Source organism: Mycobacterium sp. 3-98, assembly GCF_035918355.1.
Classification (GTDB): Bacteria; Actinomycetota; Actinomycetes; order Mycobacteriales; family Mycobacteriaceae; genus Mycobacterium; species Mycobacterium intracellulare.
Window position 1 is genome coordinate 1,231,389 of record NZ_CP142360.1, and the last position, 20,864, is coordinate 1,252,252.

General features: G+C 70.0%; 16 protein-coding genes, 2 tRNA genes and 1 pseudogene. 8 read left to right on the forward strand and 11 right to left on the reverse strand.

Annotated features, from left to right (window positions below; all coding sequences use genetic code 11):
• Positions 1 to 261: 261 nt before the first annotated feature.
• From QGN30_RS06010 to QGN30_RS06035, 6 genes are all read right to left on the reverse strand, one after another.
• A complete protein-coding gene (locus QGN30_RS06010) occupies positions 262 to 1,518 on the reverse strand; it encodes an HNH endonuclease signature motif containing protein (RefSeq protein ID WP_036459812.1) in 1,257 nt (418 codons plus the stop codon).
• A gap of 130 nt (positions 1,519 to 1,648) precedes the next feature.
• The gene (locus QGN30_RS06015) at positions 1,649 to 2,404 is read right to left on the reverse strand and encodes a TVP38/TMEM64 family protein (RefSeq protein ID WP_036459711.1); all 756 of its coding nucleotides are present in this window, start codon (positions 2,402 to 2,404) and stop codon (positions 1,649 to 1,651) included.
• Positions 2,401 to 4,122, reverse strand: a complete 1,722-nt coding sequence (gene recD / locus QGN30_RS06020) for an exodeoxyribonuclease V subunit alpha (RefSeq protein ID WP_014381159.1) — start codon at positions 4,120 to 4,122, stop codon at positions 2,401 to 2,403. Before recD ends, QGN30_RS06015 begins: the two co-directional genes overlap by 4 nt.
• A complete protein-coding gene (gene recB / locus QGN30_RS06025) occupies positions 4,119 to 7,421 on the reverse strand; it encodes an exodeoxyribonuclease V subunit beta (protein ID WP_014381158.1) in 3,303 nt (1,100 codons plus the stop codon). Before recB ends, recD begins: the two co-directional genes overlap by 4 nt.
• Positions 7,421 to 10,723 carry an exodeoxyribonuclease V subunit gamma gene (gene recC / locus QGN30_RS06030; RefSeq protein WP_248923242.1) on the reverse strand — a complete coding sequence of 1,101 codons (3,303 nt, stop codon included), beginning with the start codon at positions 10,721 to 10,723 and terminating at the stop codon, positions 7,421 to 7,423. The genes recB and recC overlap by 1 nt, the downstream gene beginning before the upstream one ends.
• A 40-nt stretch (positions 10,724 to 10,763) precedes the next feature.
• Entirely contained in the window at positions 10,764 to 11,630 is an 867-nt protein-coding gene (locus tag QGN30_RS06035; protein ID WP_008260968.1) for a cyclopropane mycolic acid synthase family methyltransferase, read from the reverse strand.
• Between the two features lie 157 nt (positions 11,631 to 11,787).
• Here QGN30_RS06035 and QGN30_RS06040 point away from each other — a divergent pair, with 157 nt between their 5' ends.
• From QGN30_RS06040 to QGN30_RS06055, 4 genes are read left to right on the forward strand one after another with little or no spacing between them, the layout of a single operon-like run.
• Positions 11,788 to 12,303 (forward strand): nitroreductase family protein, encoded by a 516-nt coding sequence (locus QGN30_RS06040; RefSeq protein ID WP_009957403.1) that lies wholly within the window; start codon positions 11,788 to 11,790, stop codon positions 12,301 to 12,303.
• 48 nt (positions 12,304 to 12,351) lie between these two features.
• Positions 12,352 to 13,101 carry a class I SAM-dependent methyltransferase gene (locus QGN30_RS06045; protein WP_014381155.1) on the forward strand — a complete coding sequence of 250 codons (750 nt, stop codon included), beginning with the start codon at positions 12,352 to 12,354 and terminating at the stop codon, positions 13,099 to 13,101.
• 33 nt (positions 13,102 to 13,134) lie between these two features.
• Positions 13,135 to 13,590: a cyanase gene (cynS, locus tag QGN30_RS06050; RefSeq protein ID WP_442587018.1), complete on the forward strand. Its 456-nt coding sequence runs from the start codon at positions 13,135 to 13,137 to the stop codon at positions 13,588 to 13,590.
• Positions 13,591 to 14,595 carry a patatin-like phospholipase family protein gene (locus QGN30_RS06055; RefSeq protein WP_008260961.1) on the forward strand — a complete coding sequence of 335 codons (1,005 nt, stop codon included), beginning with the start codon at positions 13,591 to 13,593 and terminating at the stop codon, positions 14,593 to 14,595.
• Positions 14,596 to 14,705: 110 nt separating this feature from the next.
• On the opposite strand, the gene QGN30_RS06060 is transcribed toward QGN30_RS06055, so the two are convergent.
• The 5 genes and pseudogenes from QGN30_RS06060 to QGN30_RS06080 form a co-directional block, all read right to left on the reverse strand.
• Positions 14,706 to 15,185 carry a hypothetical protein gene (locus QGN30_RS06060; RefSeq protein ID WP_008260959.1) on the reverse strand — a complete coding sequence of 160 codons (480 nt, stop codon included), beginning with the start codon at positions 15,183 to 15,185 and terminating at the stop codon, positions 14,706 to 14,708.
• Positions 15,182 to 17,569 (reverse strand): molybdopterin oxidoreductase family protein, encoded by a 2,388-nt coding sequence (locus QGN30_RS06065; RefSeq protein WP_248923241.1) that lies wholly within the window; start codon positions 17,567 to 17,569, stop codon positions 15,182 to 15,184. The genes QGN30_RS06060 and QGN30_RS06065 overlap by 4 nt, the downstream gene beginning before the upstream one ends.
• 61 nt (positions 17,570 to 17,630) lie before the next feature.
• Entirely contained in the window at positions 17,631 to 18,326 is a 696-nt protein-coding gene (locus tag QGN30_RS06070) for a crotonase/enoyl-CoA hydratase family protein (protein WP_008260954.1), read from the reverse strand.
• A 13-nt stretch (positions 18,327 to 18,339) separates the two neighbouring features.
• A pseudogene (locus tag QGN30_RS06075) lies at positions 18,340 to 19,181 on the reverse strand (hypothetical protein); the annotation flags it as partial.
• Positions 19,182 to 19,238: 57 nt separating this feature from the next.
• Positions 19,239 to 19,952, reverse strand: a complete 714-nt coding sequence (locus tag QGN30_RS06080) for an MBL fold metallo-hydrolase (RefSeq protein WP_014385823.1) — start codon at positions 19,950 to 19,952, stop codon at positions 19,239 to 19,241.
• Positions 19,953 to 20,086: 134 nt separating this feature from the next.
• On the opposite strand from QGN30_RS06080, the gene QGN30_RS06085 reads away from it, so the two are divergent.
• From QGN30_RS06085 to rpmG, 4 genes are all read left to right on the forward strand, one after another.
• Positions 20,087 to 20,293, forward strand: coding sequence for a type II toxin-antitoxin system VapB family antitoxin (locus tag QGN30_RS06085; protein ID WP_009957392.1), 207 nt, complete (start codon positions 20,087 to 20,089; stop codon positions 20,291 to 20,293).
• Between the two features lie 119 nt (positions 20,294 to 20,412).
• A tRNA-Thr gene (locus tag QGN30_RS06090) sits at positions 20,413 to 20,485 on the forward strand.
• Positions 20,486 to 20,538: 53 nt separating this feature from the next.
• Positions 20,539 to 20,612: transfer RNA gene (locus QGN30_RS06095), tRNA-Met, on the forward strand.
• 45 nt (positions 20,613 to 20,657) lie between these two features.
• Positions 20,658 to 20,825: a 50S ribosomal protein L33 gene (rpmG, locus tag QGN30_RS06100; protein WP_003898538.1), complete on the forward strand. Its 168-nt coding sequence runs from the start codon at positions 20,658 to 20,660 to the stop codon at positions 20,823 to 20,825.
• The last annotated feature ends 39 nt before the right edge of the window (positions 20,826 to 20,864 follow it).

The window sequence follows — 20,864 nt, forward strand, 5'->3', positions numbered from 1 at the left end:
CATGTCGACGTTGTTGCCGCACGATGGTGACGCCCAATCGTTATCGCTTCGACCTGTACTTCGAAGCCGACGAGTCGCCGGGTGCCGTCTTTATCAACGCCATAGATCAACCGGTCACGTCGACCAGTCGGTGCGTGATTGGCCGTCGGGCCCGATGGCCACGACGCGGTGGATAGCCGCGTAGTTTGAACGAACTGGGTTATGCCCCAAGGTGTTTGAGCTTTGACACAGTGCCAATAGCGAGTGAGCCCTGTGCCAGGGTTAGTTGTTTGTCGGTGGTGGTTGGGGTTGGAAGGGGTCATACCACCACCAGTCGGCCCGCTCACCGGTAGGTCCCGGACACGGTGGCACCGCGGGCGGGGGCCGGGTGGGTGGGTGCGCGAGTGAGCCCGGGCTCAGGATTTGGCCGGCCTCGCCGGTGACCACGAGAGCGTCTGCGGGTCCGGTGATGGTGATCAGGCCACGGTGGTGCAACCGGTGGTGATAGGGGCAGACCAGCACCAGGTTGGCCAACTCGGTGGGGCCGCCGTCTTCCCAGTGCCGGATGTGGTGGGCGTGCAAACCACGGGTGGCACCACAGCCGGGCACCGCGCACGCGCGGTCGCGGTGCTCGAGCGCGCGGCGAAGCCGCCGATTGATCACCCGCGTGGTCCGGCCGGCACCGATGACCTCGCCGTGGCGTTCGAACCACACCTCACAGGTGGCATCACAGGTCAGGTAGCGGCGTTCGGCATCGGGCAGCAGCGGACCCAGATGCAGCGCGGCGACGCGCTGCTCGATGTCGAGGTGTGCCACGACGGTGGTGTGCTGGCCATGCGGGCGGCGGGTGGCCTCGGCGTCCCAGCCCGCCTCGACCAGGCGCATAAACGCGTCGGCGGTGGTAGGCAACGGCGGCACCTGAGCACCGGCGTGCTCGCCATTGTCGTGGTCGCGCTTCCACTCGGCGATCAGCGCCTCACGATGAGACGCCAACGCCGCGTCGAACTTCGCCGCGTCGTGGTGTGGAAGTTTGATCCGGTAACAGCTGCCCGCCTCGTCGGTGGTCGTGGTGATCGAACGCTCGGGCCCAGGATCGGGGCGAGGTTCGGGTTGCGGTCGCGGTTCCAGCTTGACCGCGGTACGCAACTGGTTCACCGTGGCGACCGCGGCCAGCTGCGCGTAATGCTCATCAGATCCCTCGCCTGCGTGTGCGGCGATCACCCCGACCTGATCGGCCGACAGGCGACCCTCTCGCAGGCCGGCGGCGCAGCGGGGAAACTCCGTCAGCCGGCCAGCAATCGCGGCCAGCGTGTGCGCGTTGGCCGACGAGCAGCCCAGCTTCCAGGCCACCAACGCCGGCACCGACCGCGCCCCGGTCACACCGCACAATTGGTCGCGGTCGATCTCGGCGACGATCTCCACGATGCGCCCATCAATCGCATTGCGCTGACCCGCCAACTCCGCCAACTCCCCGAACAACACCTCAAGGCGGTCACTCGCAGTGACCACCACGGCCTCAGCGGACGCGGTCGACGACATGACCACATCATCACAGCCACCACCGACAAAACCGGGCCGCCCGACCCCCGCCTCCGAATTTTGTGCGCAATGCCCCGACACCTGGACCGTGGACAGCCATGCACTAATCCCTACCAGCGACCAAGACTCGCTAGCGGGCTTCGGAACCCGGCTCTGGCGAACCGGTGTCCGCGTCACGGCCGGCGTGAGTGCGCCATCTCCGGTACCCGCGGTGGGCGGCGAACGCGCCGACGATGGCGCTCACACACCACACCGCGATCGCCGCGTAGGCCAGCGGCGACGACCGGTTGCCGATCGAGGCGCCCAGTGCGGTGTAGACGAAGGCCCGCGGAACCGAACCGATGAACGCGCCAACGGCCATCTGCCACAACGGAACTCCGAACGCCCCGAACGCGTACGAGGCCAGCGCGTCCGAGATGCCGGGAACGAAGCGCTGCCCGACCACCGCCCACAGCCCCCGGCGCCCGATCAGGGCGTCGAAGCGGTCGGCGCGCTGCGCGCCCAGCAGCGCCCGGGCGCTGTCGCGGCCCGCCCGCCGGCCGACGAAACTCGCCACGATCGCGGTGCCCACCGTCGCGCCCAGCGTCACGAACACGCCCAGTAGCGGACCGAACAACAATCCGCTGCCCGCGGCCAGAATCGAGCCCGGCACGAACAGCGCCCCGGCCACCGCCGAGACCACGACGTAGGTCAGCGGGGCCGCCGGCCCGGTGGCCGACACCACCCGCCGGATCTCCTCGATGTCGATGACGTGCGCGACGGCCACCAGATAGAACACCACGGCCAGAAAGGCCGCGAACACGGCGAGCCGCACGACCGGGCCCCGCCGCGAGACGGGTTGGGACGCCGGGGCGGGACCGTCGCCCTCGCCCCCGCCGTCCGTCACGTCGCGGCGGCGTCGGCCCGCAGCCGTTGCCGCAATCCGGTGGCCCGCATCGCCCGGCGCTCGATCGCCGCGCGCACCGAGGCCTCGGGCCCCACCACCCGCACCCTGGTCTGCGCCCGGGTCACGGCCGTGTAGAACAGTTCCCGCGTCAGCAGTCGCGAATCCTCCGGCGGTATCAGCACGGTCACCTCGTCGGCCTGGCTGCCCTGACTCTTGTGGATGGTCATGGCGTGCATCGTCTCCACCTCGCCGAGACGGCTGGTCGCGAAGTCTAGCGGCCCGCTGGCACCGGCGATGACCGCCCGCAGGCCCTCCGCGCCGGCCACCGCCACACCGGTGTCGCCGTTGTAGAGCCGCAGGCCGTAGTCGTTGGCGGTCACCAGCAGCGGGCGCCCGGCGTACCACTGCGACCATGCCGGCTGCCCCGTCGCCTCGGCAATCCACTTCTGCACCAACGTGTTCCAGTGTGTCGCCCCATACGGGCCCTCGCGGTGCGCGCACAGCAGCCGGTGTTCGTCCAGCGTGGCCAGCGCCTCGTCGGCCGCGCCCAGGAGCGCGGCCGACCGCAGCCGCAGCGCGTGCGCGACGAGCACCTCGCGCAGCCGATCGGCCGGGCGCTGTGCATCCACCCACTCGACGTGCTCGCCCCCGGCCGCCAGCAGCTCCACCACCCGGTCCGCGTCGCCGACCCGAATCGCCTCGGCCAGCGCGCCGATCGACGTGCCGTATCGGTGCGGCGTGCGCAGGGCGGCCACCCGCACGTCGCCGCGGGCGGACAGCCCGTCCACCAGGTCGGCCAGCACGGCGCCCGCCTCCACCGAGGCCAACTGGTCCGGGTCGCCGACCAGAATCAACCGGGAGTCCGGGCGGACCGCTTCGGCCAGCCGGGCCATCATCGTCAACGACACCATCGACGTCTCGTCCACCACGATGACGTCGTGCGGCAGCCGGTTGGCGCGATTGTGCTTGAACCGCACCGACGTATCCGGCCGGGGACCCAGCAGCCGGTGCAGCGTGGTCCCGGACAGGCCGGCCAGCCGCGCCCGGTCGGCCGCGCCGAGCCGTCGGGCCCCCGCGGCCACCGCCTCGGCCAGCCGCGCCGCCGCCTTGCCGGTCGGTGCGGCCAGCGCGATCCGCGGCGGCGGCATCCCGGCCCGCTCGGCATGCTCGAGGAGCAGGGCGAGCAGCCGCGCGATCGTGGTGGTCTTGCCGGTGCCGGGGCCACCGGTCAGCACGGTCACCGCGTGCGACACCGCGATTTCGGCGGCGGCCCGCTGCTCCTCGTACCCGGGCTCGAAAAGCCGTTCGTAACTGGACGATTCGATGCCGACCGGCGGCGCCGACAAGGCCAGCAGGTCGGTGCACACCTGCTCCTCCTCGAGCCAGTACCGGTCGAAGTACAGCAGATCGCCGAAAAACCGCAGCACCGGAGGCGGCCCGAGCAACGCGCTGGCCCGCACCGCCGCCAGCCAGTCGTCGGCGCCGGGCCACGGCAGGTCGGCGTCGCCGAGCAGCCCGGGCGCCGCGCGGAGATCGACGCAGACCGAACCGCCCCGCAGCGCGCGTACCACCAGCGCGACCGCTAGGGCCACCCGTTCGTCGGACTCGCCGGTGAGCGCGGTAAGCCGTTGCGCCACATGCACGTCCGCCGCCTCGAAGACGCCGGCATCGGTGAACGTGCGCAGCAATCCGGTCGCGAACATCACCTCCGCCGTCATGCCGGCACCGTCCGGGCGTCGAGCAGGTCCGACAGGGCCGAGATCAACGACGGCGGTGGCCGCCAACTGAAGACGCCGCACGGGTGCCCGTCGCGCACCGGGGTGTCCGCGCCGCACATGCCGCGCACGAACAGGTAGAGCACACCGCCGAGGTGCCGGTCCGGGTCGTAATCGCGTATCCGCCACCGCAGGAACCGGTGCAGCACCGCGCAGTACAGCAACGCCTGCAGCGGATAGTCCGAGTGCAGCATCGCCTCCGCCATCCGCGGCCGGTCGTAGTCGGCGGCGGTCAGCGGCCGCTCGGGATCCCCGAGCAGGTTGGTCTTGTAGTCCACCACCACGAAGCGGTGCCCCGCGCCGTCGGGAATCCGGAGCACGGCGTCGATCGAGCCGGTGAGGTACCCGCGCAACGACTGGTCACCGAGCGCCCGGTCCGTCAGCCGGTCGGCATACGACACCAGCGGATCGTCGGGCGGCAGGTGCTCGCGCAGCAGCGGCGCCAGGTCCGCCAGGCGGGCCTCCGGCCCCACCGACGGCCGATCGCCGCCGGCCAGCGGAAGCTCGAAGTCCAGTTCCCGCAACCGATCCGAGAGCCCGATGCGGCGCAGCGTCAACCCGTCCGCCAGCGGTCCCAGCGGGGTGTCGTGCATCGGCACCATCGCCGCGGCCAGCTCCTCGGGGGTCGCGGCGACCGGCCACCACGCCGAATGCTCCCGGATGTGCTCTTCGAGCTCGGCGGCCAGATCCGCGGCGAACGGGTCGGCCGTCTCCAGCACGGCGTGGACCAGGGAGCCGAACGTCGCGCCCGCCGGAAGGTCCGCCATCGGCGAGGGCACGTCCGGCCCGGCGGCCGGGGAGGACAACGGGATATCGCCGACCTCGTCGTCGAGCCCGGCGACGTCGGGCTCGCTGCCGACCCCGCTGGCCTGGGCCACCCGGATCAGTCCCGAATAGGAGGTGCGCCGCCACGTGGTGTCGATGGCGCGGTGGAAGTGGCGGCTGTCCAGGTGCCGGGGCACCGGCGCCGGCGGCAGCGACGGGGCGGGCGCCACCACCGAGTCCTCGATGACGGGCCCGCCCGCGGCCTCCCATTCGCGCAACCGGGCCAGTGCGTCATCGTCGGAGACCTTCGCGGGTTCGCATCGGTCCGGAACGACCGGGTCGCCGGGCCGGCGCCCGCGTAGCAGCCGCGACAGGCCGCCGTTGGGCTCGAAGTACGCCGGTGACCACCAGGCCACCACCTGTGCCTGCGCCCGGGTCAACGCGACGTAGGTCAGCCTGCTGTCGTCGCTGGCATCCTCTTTACGGCCCAGCCGCTCAACGGTTTTGAAGTCGGGGCTGTCCTTGCCGCCGACGTGCAGGCAACGCGTGCCGTCCTCGTCGTGGAACAGCACCACGTCGCTGTCCTGGGTGTTGCGGTTGAACGCGAACGGCAGGTACACGATCGGATATTGCAGGCCCTTGCTGACGAAGACGGTCATGATCTGCACGGCGGCGGCATCGCTGTCGAGCCGGCGGTTGCGTTCGGGGGCGCCGCCGCGCTCGTCGCGTTGCCGGCGCAGCCAGTCGCGCAGCGCCGGCAGTCCGTAATGCTCGCGGTGGGCGACCTCCTGCAGCAGCTGGGTGACGTGCGCCAGGTCGGTCATGTGCCGCTCACCGCCCCGCCAGCCGAGCACGCGATCGCGCATCCCCAGCAGCTGGGCGGCCTCGAAGATGGCCGCGACGCCGCGTTCCCGGGCGTGACCGGCCCACTCCCGCAGCGTTTTCGCGATCCGGTCCGTCAGGGCGTCCCCGCCGGCCGCCAGCGTTTGGGCCGTCTCGCCGAAGAACATCGTCGCCGCGGCGGCGCGGACCATGCCGGGCCGATGCGGTTGGTCGAAGGCCTCCAGCAGGCACAACCAGTCCTCGGCGGCCTCGGAGGTGAACACGTCGGTGTTGCCGGTGTAGACCGCGGGAACGCCGGCGTCGCACAGGGCCTTGAAGCAGGCGTGCGCGTCCCGGTGCCGTTCCACGATGACCGCGATGTCGCGGGCCTGCAGGGGCTCGCCGTCGAACGTGGCGCCGGCGGCGAGCAGGGCGCGGATGTCGGCGGCGAGGTCGGCGCCGATGTGCTCGCGCAGCTCGTCGATGGGCAGGTTTTGAACGCCGCGGCGCCCCAGGGTTTTTCGCGACACGACGCGCAACCGGAACGGGTCGTTGCGGGGCGCGCCGGCGAGCCGGTGGCCGCGGTGATGCGCGCCGACATCGTTCACCACGATCGCGGGGTCACCGAGCTGGGCGCCGCGCAGCACCACCTGCAGCCGCGCCACGAGCGCGGAATCGCTGCGCCAGTTGATGTCCAGCGTCTTGCGCTCGCCGGCCGTCTGGGCCGCCCGCAGGTAGGTCACGATGTCGCCCCCGCGAAACGCATAGATCGCCTGTTTGGGGTCGCCGATCAGGATCACCGTGGAGCGCCCGCTGAACGCGCGGTCGATGACCTGCCATTGCACCGGGTCGGTGTCCTGGAATTCGTCGACCATGACGATCGGCCAACGCTGGTGCATCCGCAGCCGGGCGGGGGAGCCGTCGGTGGCCAGCGCGTCGGCCAGTCGGGTCAGCAGGTCGTCATAGCCGAGGACGCCCAGCCGGCGCTTGCGCGTATCAAGCTCGGCCAGAACGTCATTGGCGAACCGGAGGCAGACGGCGGCCCGCGAATCGGGGTCCGGGTCGCGCGGCCGCAGCTGGGTCGACGGGTTGTTGACCACCTCGCGGGCCAGCCGCAGCGCCTCGGAGTAGTGCAGCGCCGGGTCGTCGCGCTCCTGCCCGAAGTGCGCCAGGTAGAGGTCGTCGACGATCTCGGTCACCAGGTCGTCGAGGCTATCGAGCAGGGTCACGCTGGCGGCGGTGTCGCCGGCCACGCCGAGCGAGCGCAGCACCAGCTGGCAGAACTGGTGGGTGGTGGCGATGGTCGCCGCGTCGAAGCCGGCCAGCGCGTCGCGGAGACGCTGTCGGCGCGCCGCGCGCTGATCGTCGGTGCCGTCCAGCAGGTACGCCACCAGCTGGTTGTCGCCGACCGTCGACGGGTCGGCGAAAGCCCTTACCGCGTCGACGATTTGGCAGCGGACACGTTCCCGCAGTTCCTGGCTGGCGGCGCGGCCGAACGTGATGAGCAGCATCTGATCGAGGCTCGCCGCGCCGTCGGCGAGATACCGCGTCACCAGGCCCGCCAACGCGAACGTCTTGCCGGTGCCCGCGCTGGCCTCCAGCACGGTGGTGGAGCGCTCGGCCGGCAGCGGGCCCAACAGGTCGAAGCGCTGCATCAGATGAGCTTCCGCTCGGCGCGCAGCATCGGCAGCCACAGCCGGGCCGCATACGCGCCGAGCCGGTTGTCCTCGCCGTCGCACTCCTCGCCCGGCCGCACCGGTTGCATCAGATCGTCCAACGGCGCGCCGCGCCCCCACGCCCGCACGTGCGCCGGCGCCTGGTCCTCACCCGGGAAGCGGTCGCTGGTCTTCCACCGGCGCCGCGCCTCGGCCGCCGGGTCGTCGCCGCCGTGCCGGGCCGCCGCCCACGCGTAGGACGTCTTGATGGGCAACGGAATCGGTTCCCGCCGTCCCGCGTCGTAGATCGTCACCAGCTCGCGCAGCACCTCGACGGGATCGCCGTCCGGTGGCCCCAGCCCCTCGACCCGGATGCTTCTGCCGCGGCGCATCCGGCCGATGCACACCGCCGACCAGTCGCGGACGGGGTCGTGAGCGGCCAACGCCAGCAACGGAATCCACGATTCGAGCAGGTGCTTGCCGTCCAGCCTCGAATAGGTCACCGAGACCAGGGCGTCGTCATAGACCGGCGACACCGTGCCGGTGAGTCGGCGACCGGCGCCCAGATCGACGTCGACGTCATAGGCGGCGGCCGATCGGTGGTCTTGCCGATGCCGCAGCGCCTCGAGCGCCAGCGCGGCGGCCTGGTCGCGGATCTCGGTGACCTTGCGCCAGCCCAGCTGGCCGGGGGGCAGTGTGCCGCGGCGCCACTCGGCTTGCCGCGCGTCATCGGGGCTCATCCCGCGCAGGATGTCACCCAGCATCCGGTCGCCGACGGTCCACTCCTCGAGGCCGTTGATGTCGACCGGCATGGCATCCTGCACGCCGTCGACGTCGTAGGGCAGCGTGAATTCCAGGGCGCGGAAGAAGCCCTTCACCGGGTCTTTGAAGAAGCCGACGAGGTCGGCGAGGTTGACGTCGTCGGCCGGCGGGGGCGGCAGCAGCGCCGCAACGAATTTGGGTTGTTCGGTGTGTTTGCCGCTGGCCGCGCGCGCCGCGCGCAGCACCGTGGGGTCGAAACTGAACGGCACCTTCGGCACCAGTTCGCCGGGGATGACGTTGCGAATGTCGAACGGCTGCAACGGATGCTCGATCACGATGCGGTGGCGCACCTTCGTCGGCGTCGTCACGTCGAGGGCGTCCAGCAATTCGGCCAGCGGCACGGCGGGTGGGCGCGGCTGCCCCGAATATTCATTGGCGCCGGTGTAGGTGATCACCAGTTTCTCGGTGGCGGCGCCGATCGCGTCGAGCAGCAATTGCCGGTCCTCCGAACGGATGTCGCGTTCCCCGGTCATCGGGCGGCGGGCCAGCGCGTCGTCCCCGTCGACGACACCGAGACGCGGGAACAGCCCGTCGTCCAGGCCGACCAGGCACACCACCCGGTGGGGGACCGAGCGCATCGGGACCATGGTGCACACCGTCAGCGTGCCGGTGCGGAAGTTGGCCCGCGTCGGGCGCCCGGCGAGGTGCCGGGTCAGCAGTGCGCGGATGTCGGGCAGTCGCAGCACCGTGCCGCCCCGTGACCCGGCCTGCGCCAGGACCGCGGCGAACTCCCGTTGCACCTGACCGGTCTGCCACTCCTCGGACTCGTGCACCCGCGTCAACGAGGCGATGGCGCCGGCGAGGGTGGCCAGCCACTCGGTCAATGTCCTTGTGCCGGTGAGGGAGTCGACCACGTGGTGCAGCCGGGCGACGAATTCGGCGAACTGGCCGGCCAACGGGACCCGGTTGCTGCTCACGTCGTCGAGCGGCAGCGTCGCGTCGATCCATGCGTTCGAATCGTCGGACATCGCGACGCCGGCCAATATCCGGTCGATGCCGAAACGCCAGGTGTTGTGCACGAAGTCGACGTGGTAGGGCCGCCGGTGCTCCTGGTCCAATCCCCACCGGATGTTGGCCTGCCGCACCCAGCGGGTGATGGCCTCCAGATCGTCGTCGGTGAACCCGAACCGGGCGCGCACCGGGGCGGCCTGTGCCAGGTTGAGCACCTCGGTGGCCGTCACCCTGCCGCCGGCGAGCCCCAGCAATTGGGAGGCCACAGCCAGCAGCGAATTGGTCTGGACCAGTGAGCGATCCGCCAGGCGCACCCGTAGCTGGTGGGCGGGATGCGCGCCGTGCACCACGTCGCCGAGTCCGAAGTCGGCCACGATCAGCGGCGCATAGGTTTCGATGTCCGGGCACATCACCAGGATGTCGCGCGGTTCGAGCGTCGGGTCGTCGGCCAGCAGGCCGAGCAGCACCTCGCGCAGCACATCGACCTGGCGGGCCGGGCCGTGGCAGTTGTGGATCTGGACCGACCGGTCGTCGTCGGCCCGCGCGCGCCCCCGCGGCCGCACGGCGTTGGCGGCGATGTCGGACTGCACCCAGCCGAGCAGCGTGTCCGGGCGCGCCTCGCCGGGCAGGTATTCGTCGGTCTGCGCGTCCGCCGGCAGGCCGCGCTGCAGCTCGCGCAGGTCCCGCCCCAGGGTGGCGAGCAGCGGGTGGCCCACGGCGCGGTGGCTGGTGTCCTCGCGGCGGGGGATCGCCCCGCGCGTGCCGGCCAGCGCGCGCCACAGCCGGTCGCTGGGGTGCGGCAGCCACAGGTGCAGCTCGTGGTGGATGGCCAGGGCGGCCAGCAGCTCGGAGTCGGTGCGCGACAACCGGGTGTGCCCGAACAGCGACAGCCGCGCGGGCAGGTCACTGGGCGCCTCGGACAGCCGCGCGAGGGTCTTGGCGTGGCGAATGTGCGGGGGATCGGCCGCGACCCGCGACACCAGCGCCCGCCACAGCTCCGGCTGCCAACGCAGGTCCTCGTCGAGATCGCCCGGGTCGCCGCCCAGCCAGTCGATCAGCAGTTGCGGGCGCTGCCGTGCGTAGGAGGCGAACAGCCCGGCCAACCGGCGCGCCACCTCATACCGCCGCCCCCGGCGCAGCTCGGCCTCCGCGCCAGTGTGGAAGTGACCGACATGGGTCGCCAGCGGGCGGCACCACGGTTCGTCCAGCGAGTGGTCGATCGCCTCCAGGAGGGGCCACGCCATGGCCTCCGGCGACCACGGATCGTCGTCGGCGGTGCCGGCGATCTCGGCAATCAGCGAGCCGGGGCTGCGGAACGAAACCCCGGCGCACACCCCGCCGGAAACCCCGCCGCCGCGGGCCCGACCGAGCACGTGCGACAGCCGCTGGCTCAGCCAGCGCTCCACCCCGCGCGCCGGGACCACGACGAGCTCGGGGGCGAACGGGTCGGCCGGGGGATCGGCCAGCAGAGCGCCGAGCCCGTCGGCCAACAGATCGGTGCGCTCGGCGCGGTGCAGATGAAGCGGCATTGCGCTGTCACGATAAACCCCGGCGCCCGGGGCGGGGTGCCTACTTCGCCAGGGTGAACTGGTTGACGTCGATGTAGCCGGCCCGGAACGCGTCGGCGCAGCCGGTCAGGTAGCGCATGTAGCGCTGATACACCTCTTCGGACTGGATCGCGACGGCCTCGCTGTGGTGGGCCTCCAAGGCCTCGGCCCAGTGGTCGAGGGTCCGGGCGTAGTGCAGCTGCAGCGACTGCCGGCGTTTGAGGTTGAAACCCATCTTGGACGCGTGGAACTCGACGATCTCGATGGCCGGCAACTGCCCGCCCGGGAAGATCTCCGTGGCGATGAATTCGTTGAAGCTGGTCTGCTCCTCGGTCATCGGCAGGCCCCGCTCGACGATCTGCTGCGGGGTCAGCATGGTGATCGTGTGCAGCAGCATCACCCCGTCGTCGGGCAGGAGGCGGTGCGCCATCGCGAAGAAATCGTCATAGCGGTCGTACCCGAAGTGCTCGAAGGCGCCGATGGAGACGATCCGGTCCACCGGCTCATCGAACTCCTCCCAGCCGTGCAGCAGGACCCGGCGGCTGCGTTCGGTGTCCATCGAGTCGAAGAGCTTCTGCACGTGGGCGGCCTGGTGTGCCGACAGGGTCAAGCCGATGACGTTGACGTCGTACTTCTCGATCGCGCGGCGCGCCGTGGCGCCCCAGCCGCAGCCCACGTCCAGCAGCGTCATCCCCGGCCGCAGGCCCAGCTTGCCCAGCGAGAGGTCGATCTTGCGCAGCTGGGCCTCTTCCAGCGTGATATCTCGGCCGCGGTCCCAGTACGCGCAGCTGTAGGTCATGGTGGGGTCGAGGAACAACCGGAAGAAGTCGTCCGAGAGGTCGTAGTGGGCTTGGACCTCTTCGAAGTGCGGCGTCAGGTGCTCTGCCACGGCGGCCACCCGCCTTTCTGACTTGGGGCATTCAGTTGTTCACGAGCCGCCCGCCCGGGTGGTTCACCACGTCACCACGACTTTCCCGATTTCGTCGTACGCAAACTTGGGCGGGCTTCGTCGATACTTGGGGAACAGCCGCGAGGGAGGGAACCAGATGGATGCTTGGGACGCGATCCGCGCGCGGCGCAATGTGCGCGAGTATCAGCCGCGGGCGATCTCCGACGAGGACCTCGACCGGATCGCCGAAGCCGGCTGGCGTGCGCCGTCGGCCAAAAACCGTCAGCCCTGGGACTTCGTCATCGTCACCGACCGCGCCCAGCTGCAGGAGTTGTCCACGGTCTGGCGGGGCGCCGGCCATATCGCCGCGGCGCCGGCCGCGATCGCGATCGTGGCGCCGGTGCCGCCCGACGAGCGCCGGGTGGTCACCGACAACTACGACATCGGCCAGGCCACCATGGCGATGATGATCGCGGCCACCGACCTGGGAATCGGGACCGGCCACTCGTCGGTCGGGGATCAGGAGAAGGCGCGCGCCATCCTGGGTGTTCCCGACGATCACCTGGTGGCTTTCCTGCTCGGGGTGGGCTATCCCGCCGATCGCCCGCTGCGCCCGATCCGCACACCGAATCGCCGGCCGTTTTCCGAGGTGGTGCATCACGGCCGGTGGTGAGACGCGTGAAAAACCTTCGGCGACTTGCTGAGTCGTAAGCTGAGGGGCATGCATGACCACCAGGGCGATTACGGAGTCGACGGTTCGTTTCACAAGTTCTCGGCGCGAACCCAGGCGCTGGGCGTCGGCGCTCAAGTTGTCGCCCTGGCCGTCTTGGCCGCGATCAGCTGGGCGCGCGGCAAGCGGCTCCGGGCGGGGCTGGCGGCGGTGTCGAGCGCCGGCATCGCCGGCAACGCGCTCCTGTACATGTACGCGACGCGGTCCGGGAAATTCGTTGTGTGGGACCGGGTTCTGCGCGATCTGCGGCTCGCCGGCGACGAGACGGTGCTCGACCTCGGGTGCGGGCGCGGCGCGGTGCTGCTGGCCGCGGCCAAGCGGTTGCCGCGGGGCCGCGCGATCGGTGTCGACCTGTGGCAGGCCGACCAGACGGACAACTCGCGGCAGGCCACGCTGGCCAATGCGGTCGCCGAAGGCGTCGCCGACCGCGTCGAGGTGCGCACCGCCGACGTGACCGCGCTGCCGCTGGCCGACGAGAGCGTCGACGTGGTCGTGAGCAACCTGGCCATCCACAACATCGACGGCCACGCCGGCCGGCGGCGGGCGCTCGACGAAGCCGTGCGGGTGCTGCGGCCGGGCGGCCGGCTCGCGATCGCGGACCTCTGGGAGACGCGTCAGCACGCCGAGCGGCTGCGCGAACTGGGCTGGCGCAATGTGCGGCGGCGCAACCTCGGCTGGCGGATGTGGTACGGCGGCCCGTGGTTCTCCACGCGGCTGGTCACCGCGACCAAACCGGGCTGAGGCGCGATCGGGCCGACGTGCATGCTGGGACCCATGACGAGAACCGAACTCACCGAACAGATCGTCGTCGCGCGCCTGGCGAAGGGGCTGACGTGGCAACAACTGGCCGACGCCATCGACAGGCCGGTGGTGTGGACGACGGCGGCGTTGCTCGGGCAGCACCCGATTCCGGTCGAGCAAGCAAAGACCCTGGCCGAGCTGCTCGGCCTCGACGAGTCGGTGGTGCCCGTGCTGGCGGCGGCGCCCATGCGGGGCGGCCTGCCCACCGCCGTACCGACCGACCCGACCGTCTACCGCTTCTACGAGGCCCTGCAGGTCTACGGCGGAGCGCTCAAGGAGCTGATCGCCGAACAGTTCGGCGACGGGATCATGAGCGCGATCAACTTCAGCGTCGACATCCAGAAGAAGCCGCACCCGTCCGGTGACCGCGTCGTGGTCACGTTCGACGGGAAATTCCTTCCCTATCAATGGGTTTCGTCGGAGCGGTAGATGGAATCCACCGCACACCAGCCGAAGCCCGTCGATCTGGTGCTCTCCGGCGGGGGCGTCAAGTTCATCGGGCTGGTGGGCGCCATCGTCGCGCTGATGGATGCCGGATATTCGATCAAGCGGGTGTCGGGGGTCTCGGCCGGTTCGGTGGTCGCGGCGATCCTGGCGGCCGGATCCACCGATGGGCAGCTGACCGGCGCGCAGGTCAAGGAGCTCGCGTTCTCGGTCCCCCTGCGTAAGTGGCGCGACGCCGGACCCGTGCCCTACCTGGGTGCGGCCTGGGGGCTGGTCACCGATTCCAGCATGTACCGCGGCGACGTGGCCTACGACTGGATCCGCAGCGAGTTGAAGAACTTCGGGGTCACCCGCTTCGGCGATCTGCACCTCGACGACGACCGCCTGCTCGAGGGGCGGCGCGACAAGCTGGTGGTCACCGTCGCCGACCTGACAGCGGCGCAGCTGGTGCGGTTCCCGTGGGACTTTCGGCGGCTCTACGGCCTGGACCCCGACGAGCAGCCGGTGGCCGACGCGGTGCGCGCCTCGATGGCGATCCCGTTCTTCTATCGCCCGGTCAAGCTGACGGGCGCCGACGGCTCGACGTCCACCCTGGTCGACGGCGGCGTGCTGTCGAATTTCCCGATCGACACCTTCGACCGCCCCGACGGCAGGGCCCCGCGCTGGCCCACGTTCGGGATCACGGTGCTGCCGAGGCTCACCGAGGGCATCGGCGCGGTGATGCCGGCCCTGAAACCGTTGCGCTTCTTCGAACAGACGGCGTTGCTGGAAAGCCTGGTCACCACCATGCTGGCCGGCCACGACCAGACCCATCTCAGCCGGCCGTGGGTGGCGGCCCGCGCCATCGCGGTCGAGTCGACCGATGTCGGCGTGCTCGACTTCGACATCCCCAAGGGCCGCCTCGAAGAGCTGTACGAGAGCGGCTATGCGGCGGCGCAGGCGTTCCTGTCGACGTGGGATTGGCCGGCTTATCTGGACCGGTTCCGGTAAGCCGTCGCCCCGCCGGGTGAAGTGACGGCTCGTCGCGCACGTGCCAGACTGGCGGCGAGGAGGCGAGAGGAACGCGGTGGCCGCCGATGGCGGTCACCGCGTTCGCCGTTTCAGTTCATCAACACTTGCGGCGAAAGCTCTTTGAGCATCGCGTTGGCCCAGCGCATCTGGCGCAGCGTCTCGGGATGACAGCGCGAGGCCAGGCTCAGCAGTTCGGAATCCTTGGCGGCCTGCGCCCCCTGGGCCAGCAGCTCCCAGTCCAGCGACACCCCCGCGGACAGGCGGTGAATCCGGCGTAGGTCGGCGAGCAGCATCAGCCCCGGCTCCGGCCGGTGCCGCAGCAGGCCGCTGAGGCGCGATTGCAGGAAACCGGTGACCGCGCCGGTGCGGGGATCGGTGGACAGGTGCAGGCCGTAGTGGCGGCCGTGCCGCGCCAGCTCGGCGAGGTGATGGCGTGACCAGCCGGCCAGGTCCTGCGCCAGGTGGCTGACGTCCTGGTCGCTGTGGTGTCGCGCGGCGACCACGTTGAGTTCGTGGGCCAGCTTGCGTTCGGAGCGGTGCAGTTCGCGCAGCGCCATTTTGAGCTTCACGCCTGACCCCCCAAGGCTTCGGCAACCGCCGCGGGCGGGGCGGCGGCGCCGTTCCCGCCGGCTCGCCGCATCCGGCTTTTGCGCAGCCGGGCGGCGGCCGTCTTGAAGATCGGCTGCTTGGACACCGGGTCCCAATCGGTCAGCGTGAGTTCGTTGCCGGCCCGGTGATGCCCGTTGGTCCCGGCATCCCAATAGCCATAGTGGAAGGGCACGAACAACACGCCGTCGCGGATGCCGCAGACCCGCGCCGCGCACCTGATGCAGCCCCGCGGCGTGCTCACCTCGACCAGGTCGCCGTCGGCGATGCCCAGCCGGCGCGCGTCGCCGGCCGAGACCTCGACCCACACCTCGGGGGCGGCCCGCTGAAGTTGCTGTGCCCGCGCGGTTTTCGTGCGGGTATGGAAGTGGTAGACGGTGCGTCCGGTGATCAGCGCGAACGGGAAATCCGGGCTGGTCCGCTCATGGGGAGGAACGTATTGGGCCGCCTTGATGATCGCCCTGCCGTAGGGGTTCATCGAGCGGTACTCGTCGGGCTGCAGCGGGGCGCCGGTGATCATGTCTTTGCCGTAGGCCTCACAGTAGTCGGGTTCCGCCCAGAACTTCGCGTCGGCGTAGAGACGCTCGGTGCCGTCGGGATGTTCTGTGTTGCAAGGCCATTGGATGCCGCTGCCGCCGCGCAGTTTCGCATAGCTCAGACCGGTGTAGTCGCACGGCCGCCCCGCGCTGCATTTCTTCCACGCCTCGAACGCCGACTCGGCATCGGTCCAGGGTGGGAAGGGTTGGCCGTCCTTGTCGCGGAAGTCCATGCGGCGCGCGTAGTCCAGGAAGATGTCGAGGTCCGGGCGCGCGGAACCCGGTGGATCCACGGCCTTTTCGGACAGGTGCACGGTGCGGTCGGCGTTGGTGAAGGTGCCGGTCTTCTCGGCCCACGCCGCGGCGGGCAACACGACGTCGGCCAGCGCGGCGGTTTCGGTCAGGAAGATGTCCTGGACGACGAGGAACAGCCGCTCCTGGGAGAAGATGTCGCGGATGCGGGCCAGCTCCGGCAGCGACACCAGGGGATTGGTGGCGGTGACCCACAACATCCGCAGCGTCCCCTCCTCGGCGAAGCGGAACATCTGCATGGCGTGCGTCGGCGGGGCGTAGTGCGGAATCTGCAGGGGCTCGAGGTTCCACAACGCGGCCAGCTCGGCGACGTGAGAGTCGTTGGACCAGCTGCGGAAACCGGCCAGGTCCCCGTCGGCGCCGCATTCGCGGGTGTTCTCGGCCGTCGGCTGCCCGTTCATCTGCAGCACCCCGCAGCCGGGCTTACCCAGCATGCCGCGCACCAGGTGAATGTTGTTGACCTGCACGGCCGCCGCGGTGGCCTGGTGCGACTGGTAGAAGCCCTGCAGCACGGTGGACAGCAGCCGCTTAGCGGTGCCGAGCAGCCGCGCGGCGCGCCGGATGTCCTCGGCCGGCACGCCGCAGATGTCGGCGACCCGCTCGGGTCCGAACTCTTCGACCCGGCCGCGCAGCTCGTCGAAACCGACCGTGTGCGAGTCGATGTAGTCCCGGTCGATCCAGCCGTTGCCGATGATCTCGTGCAGCAGCCCGTTCATCAACGCGACGTTGGTGCCCGGCACCGGCGCCAGGTGAACGGTGGCGTGCCGGGCGACCGGCGTCAGCCGGGGGTCGACGCAGACGATCGCCGGCGGCGAGGCCCCGGCCAGCCGGTCCAGCATCCGCGCCCACAGCACCGTCTGCGTCTCGGCGACGTTGTGCCCGAACAACGCGATGACATCGGCGTGGTCGACGTCGGTGTAGGACCCCGGCTGCCCGTCGCAGCCGAACGATTCCTTCAGCGCCTCGGCCGCCGTCGCGGTGCACAGCCGGGTGTTGCCGTCGACGTGGTTGGTGCCGATCGCGCCGTGCGCGATGGCGCCCTGCGTGTAGTAGGCCTCCAGGAACAACTGTCCGGACGTGTAGAAGCCGATCGAGCTGGGGCCGTAGCCGTCGAGCAGCTGCTTGCTGCGGTCGACGATCCGCTGCATGGCGGTGTCCCAGTCGCACGGCTTCAGCTCGCCGCGCTCCCTGATCATCGGGGTGGTGAGCCGGTCGGCGGAGGCGTTGGCCTGCCAGCCGAACAGGTCCTTGGGGTCGAGGCGCCCGTGGTTGACGCGGTCGACGGCGCGCCCGCGCACGCCCACGATGCGGCCGTCCTTGACGGCGATGTCCAGACCGTCGCCGTTGGAGTGCAGCACCGCCGCCGATTGCACCCAGCGGTCCACCGACTCGGCGGTGATGCCGTCGGCGAGGTAGGTGTCGACCCGGTCCGGCCATGGGGTGCCGGGTTCGTACGGGGTGCGCGCCCCCCAGGGATCCGCGATGCGATCTGTGGCCACAGGCGTGGACTTCCCCGGCAGCGGGCCCCGAAACCACTTCAGCCAGGGGCAAATCAGCGGGCTAGAGCCCGAATTCGGCCTCGATCCCGTCGATGCCGGCGCGGATGGCGGCCAGGGCGTCGGCCCGGGCGCGCAGCTTGGTGGCGGCATGCGCGCGCTGATTGAGGCCGGCGAATTCGGCGGCGGCCTCCTGCGCGCGGTCCAGCACCATCTCGGGCAGCACGATCTCGTCGATAAAGCCTGCGGCAAGGGCGGTTTCGCCGAAGAACGTCTTGGCCAGCCCCGCGGCCTGCTGGTACCCCGACGGCGTCAGCCGCAGCTTCATGATCTCCAGCGCGGCATACGGGATGACCATGCCGATCGCGACCTCGTTGGCCTGGATGTTGTAGGCGTGGGCCGCCACCCGGTGATCGCCCGACGACAACAGGAACGCCCCCATCGCGATCGCATGGCCGGTGCACGCCATCACCACCGGCTTCGGAAACGACAGGAGCCGGTAGGCCAGCTCGAACCCGCCGCGCAACATGTCGATCGCGGGCTGCACCTCGCCGGAGGTGAGGATCTTCAGGTCGAAGCCGCCGCTGAACACCCGCTCGTTGCCGGTGATCACCAGCGCCCCGGCGTTGTCCCGCTCGGCCTGGTCGATCGCGTCGCCCAGAGCCCGCTGCATGGTCGGGCCCAGCGCGTTGACCTTGCCGTCGTCCATCCTGATGACGGCGAGGGAGTCCTTGGTGCTGTAGTGGACCGGGGCGGTCATGGGTGCTCCTGCTCCTTGCCGTCAGGCGGACTGGTTGTGGTGTTTGCCCAGATCGTCTTCGGCGTTACTCCAGCGCAGGCTCACATCGGTGGGTTCGTCGAGTTGGCGGGTGCGCCAGCGGTCTTGGGTCTCCCGAACCGCGGCGTTGATCCGTTCGATCTCGCTGCGGAAAACCTCGGGCCGGGTCTCCTTGCTGGCGTAGTGGAAATAGGTCAGCAGGCCGCGCAGCAGCTCCAGCTTTTCCTTCTCCCGCTTCGCCAGGTCGTGGGTGGTCATCAACTCGATGCGCTGCACGGGTGGCAGGGCGTCCCAGTCCAGGACGACGTCGGTGCGCAGGGGGGAACGCTCGCGCTGCCAGAATCGCCATCCGCGCGGCTGGTCGGGGCGGTCGTAATAGCTGACGGTCCCGGTGAAACGCGACTCGATGCCGCTGCCGATCTCGGCGCGGTCGAGGGCGGAGTCCCACACCAGGCGCCATTCCTGGCCGGGCGCCAGCACCGGCAGCTCCCGGGGCAGGCGCAGTTCGACGACATCGGCGTAGCCGTCGGTGGCGCTTTCGTATTCGGCCACGGTCGGCGGATTGTCGAACGAGAACTGAATGTCATAGGCCGCGGTCTGGCCGAAGTTGCGGACCACGAGTTCGATCACGTGCCAGTCGGCGGAATGCGGCTCCATGAACACCCCGACGTGCGGGCGGGTCTGCTCGGCGGCGGCGCGGCGGTTGCGGGTGATCTGGCTGTTGGTGAAGACCAGTGTGACGACGGCGAGGGCGATCGCCGCCCACGCTGCCCACGCTATCCAGGTGCTGGACCCGACGTGCGTGACCCCATGCCAGCTGTCCTGGATCCAACCCATGGAATCCACCCTCCGCTTATATCACAGGGCCGGACGCCGAAGGGGCCCATCGAGCGATCACCCACCCATCAGCATTCGCCATTGGTCAAGGTCCGCGGCCCGATACACATAGTTGGACCGCTTGACGTCCGACAGCGAGGCACTGGGCTGCGTCGAATACCAATGCCCCGGAAACACCGTCGGGTCGCCGGGCAGGGTCGCGAGCCGCTGCAGGCTGCGGTACATCTCGTCGGAGTCGCCGCCGGGGAAGTCGGTGCGCCCGCAGCCCTCCAGGAACAACGTGTCACCGGCGACGAGGCGGCCGTCGAGCAGAAAACACTGGCTGCCCGGGGTGTGACCGGGCGTGTGCAGCAACTCGATCTCGATGTCGCCGATGCTGACCTTGTCGTGGTTCTCGTGCGCGGTCAGGTCGCCGACCCCGATCCCGGTGACTCGCGAAACCCACAGCGCCTCATGGGTATTGACGTGCACCGGCACCGGCGCCCGTTCCAGCAGTTCGGCCAGGCCGGCCAGCGAGAAGCCCATCATCGATCCGCCGACGTGGTCGGGGTGGTGGTGCGTCACCAGCACCCCGGACAGGTGCATGCCGTCGGCCTCGAGGGTGTCGAGGAGATCACCGGCGGCATACGCCGGGTCGACGACCACGCAGTCCCCGGTTTGCCGGTCGCCGATCAGGTACGCGAAGTTGCGCATCTGCGTCGCGAACATGTCGCCGGCGGCGAAGTCGCGGCCGGCGAGCAGTTGACGGAAGTAGAGCCGGTCATCTGACACGTGACCAGACTAGGACCCGGATCGCGGCGGCCCGGCGGGTAGTCCGCCACCGCTTGGTTCGCGCCGCCCGGCGGCGGCGCGACACCCCTTCGGAGCACCGGGTTGGGCCCGTTGCCAGTGGGTATTGTTGGCGCATGAGGAAGAAGGTCGAAATCGAGGTCGACCTCGATTTGGTCGACGAGGCGATCCAGCGCTTCCGTGTCGCCGACGCGCGTGAGGCCGTCAATCTCGCGTTGCGCACCCTGCTTCGTGAGGGAGCTTCCGACGAAGAGGAAGACGAGTACGACGAATTCAGCGACCTCAACGCGTGGCGGCCTCGCCGTTCCCGCGAGACCGGGTGAGCCGGGCATTTCGGGTGACCACCGCGGGCCGCTGTCCATCGGTACTCGTGGTTTGGTGCCGCTGCGAGCCGGGTTGTACCCTCTTTTAGGCCCGCGCGACTGATCGCTTCGGGTGAACGGCCCCCTTAGCTCAGTCGGTAGAGCGTTTCCATGGTAAGGAAAAGGTCAACGGTTCGATTCCGTTAGGGGGCTCGGCGGACGCCGAGCAGGCGTGGCGGCCCCGACCCCAAAACGGGGTGGCCAGAGGCGATGTAGCTCAGTCGGTTAGAGCGAACGACTCATAATCGTTAGGTCGCCGGTTCGAGTCCGGCCATCGCTACAACAGAACAGCACAGATCTTTTCAAGAATCGAGAGAGAACCGTCATGGCGTCCAGTACCGACGTACGGCCGAAGATCACCTTGGCATGCGAGGTGTGCAAGCACCGCAACTACATCACCAAGAAAAACCGCCGGAACGACCCGGACCGACTGGAGCTGAAGAAGTTCTGCCCCAACTGCGGTAAGCACCAGGCGCATCGCGAGACACGCTAGCGGCGCCCCGCCAGCGTTTACTCCGATTGACTAGGTAGT

Coding starts and splice junctions, on each gene's coding strand:
- QGN30_RS06010 (WP_036459812.1), bottom strand. CDS start 1,518: ATGTCGTCGACCGCGTCCGCTGAGGCCGTGGTGGTCACTGCGAGTGAC.
- recD (WP_014381159.1), bottom strand. CDS start 4,122: ATGACGGCGGAGGTGATGTTCGCGACCGGATTGCTGCGCACGTTCACC.
- recB (WP_014381158.1), bottom strand. CDS start 7,421: ATGCAGCGCTTCGACCTGTTGGGCCCGCTGCCGGCCGAGCGCTCCACC.
- recC (WP_248923242.1), bottom strand. CDS start 10,723: ATGCCGCTTCATCTGCACCGCGCCGAGCGCACCGATCTGTTGGCCGAC.
- QGN30_RS06040 (WP_009957403.1), top strand. CDS start 11,788: ATGGATGCTTGGGACGCGATCCGCGCGCGGCGCAATGTGCGCGAGTAT.
- QGN30_RS06045 (WP_014381155.1), top strand. CDS start 12,352: ATGCATGACCACCAGGGCGATTACGGAGTCGACGGTTCGTTTCACAAG.
- cynS (WP_442587018.1), top strand. CDS start 13,135: ATGACGAGAACCGAACTCACCGAACAGATCGTCGTCGCGCGCCTGGCG.
- QGN30_RS06055 (WP_008260961.1), top strand. CDS start 13,591: ATGGAATCCACCGCACACCAGCCGAAGCCCGTCGATCTGGTGCTCTCC.
- QGN30_RS06070 (WP_008260954.1), bottom strand. CDS start 18,326: ATGACCGCCCCGGTCCACTACAGCACCAAGGACTCCCTCGCCGTCATC.
- QGN30_RS06085 (WP_009957392.1), top strand. CDS start 20,087: ATGAGGAAGAAGGTCGAAATCGAGGTCGACCTCGATTTGGTCGACGAG.
- rpmG (WP_003898538.1), top strand. CDS start 20,658: ATGGCGTCCAGTACCGACGTACGGCCGAAGATCACCTTGGCATGCGAG.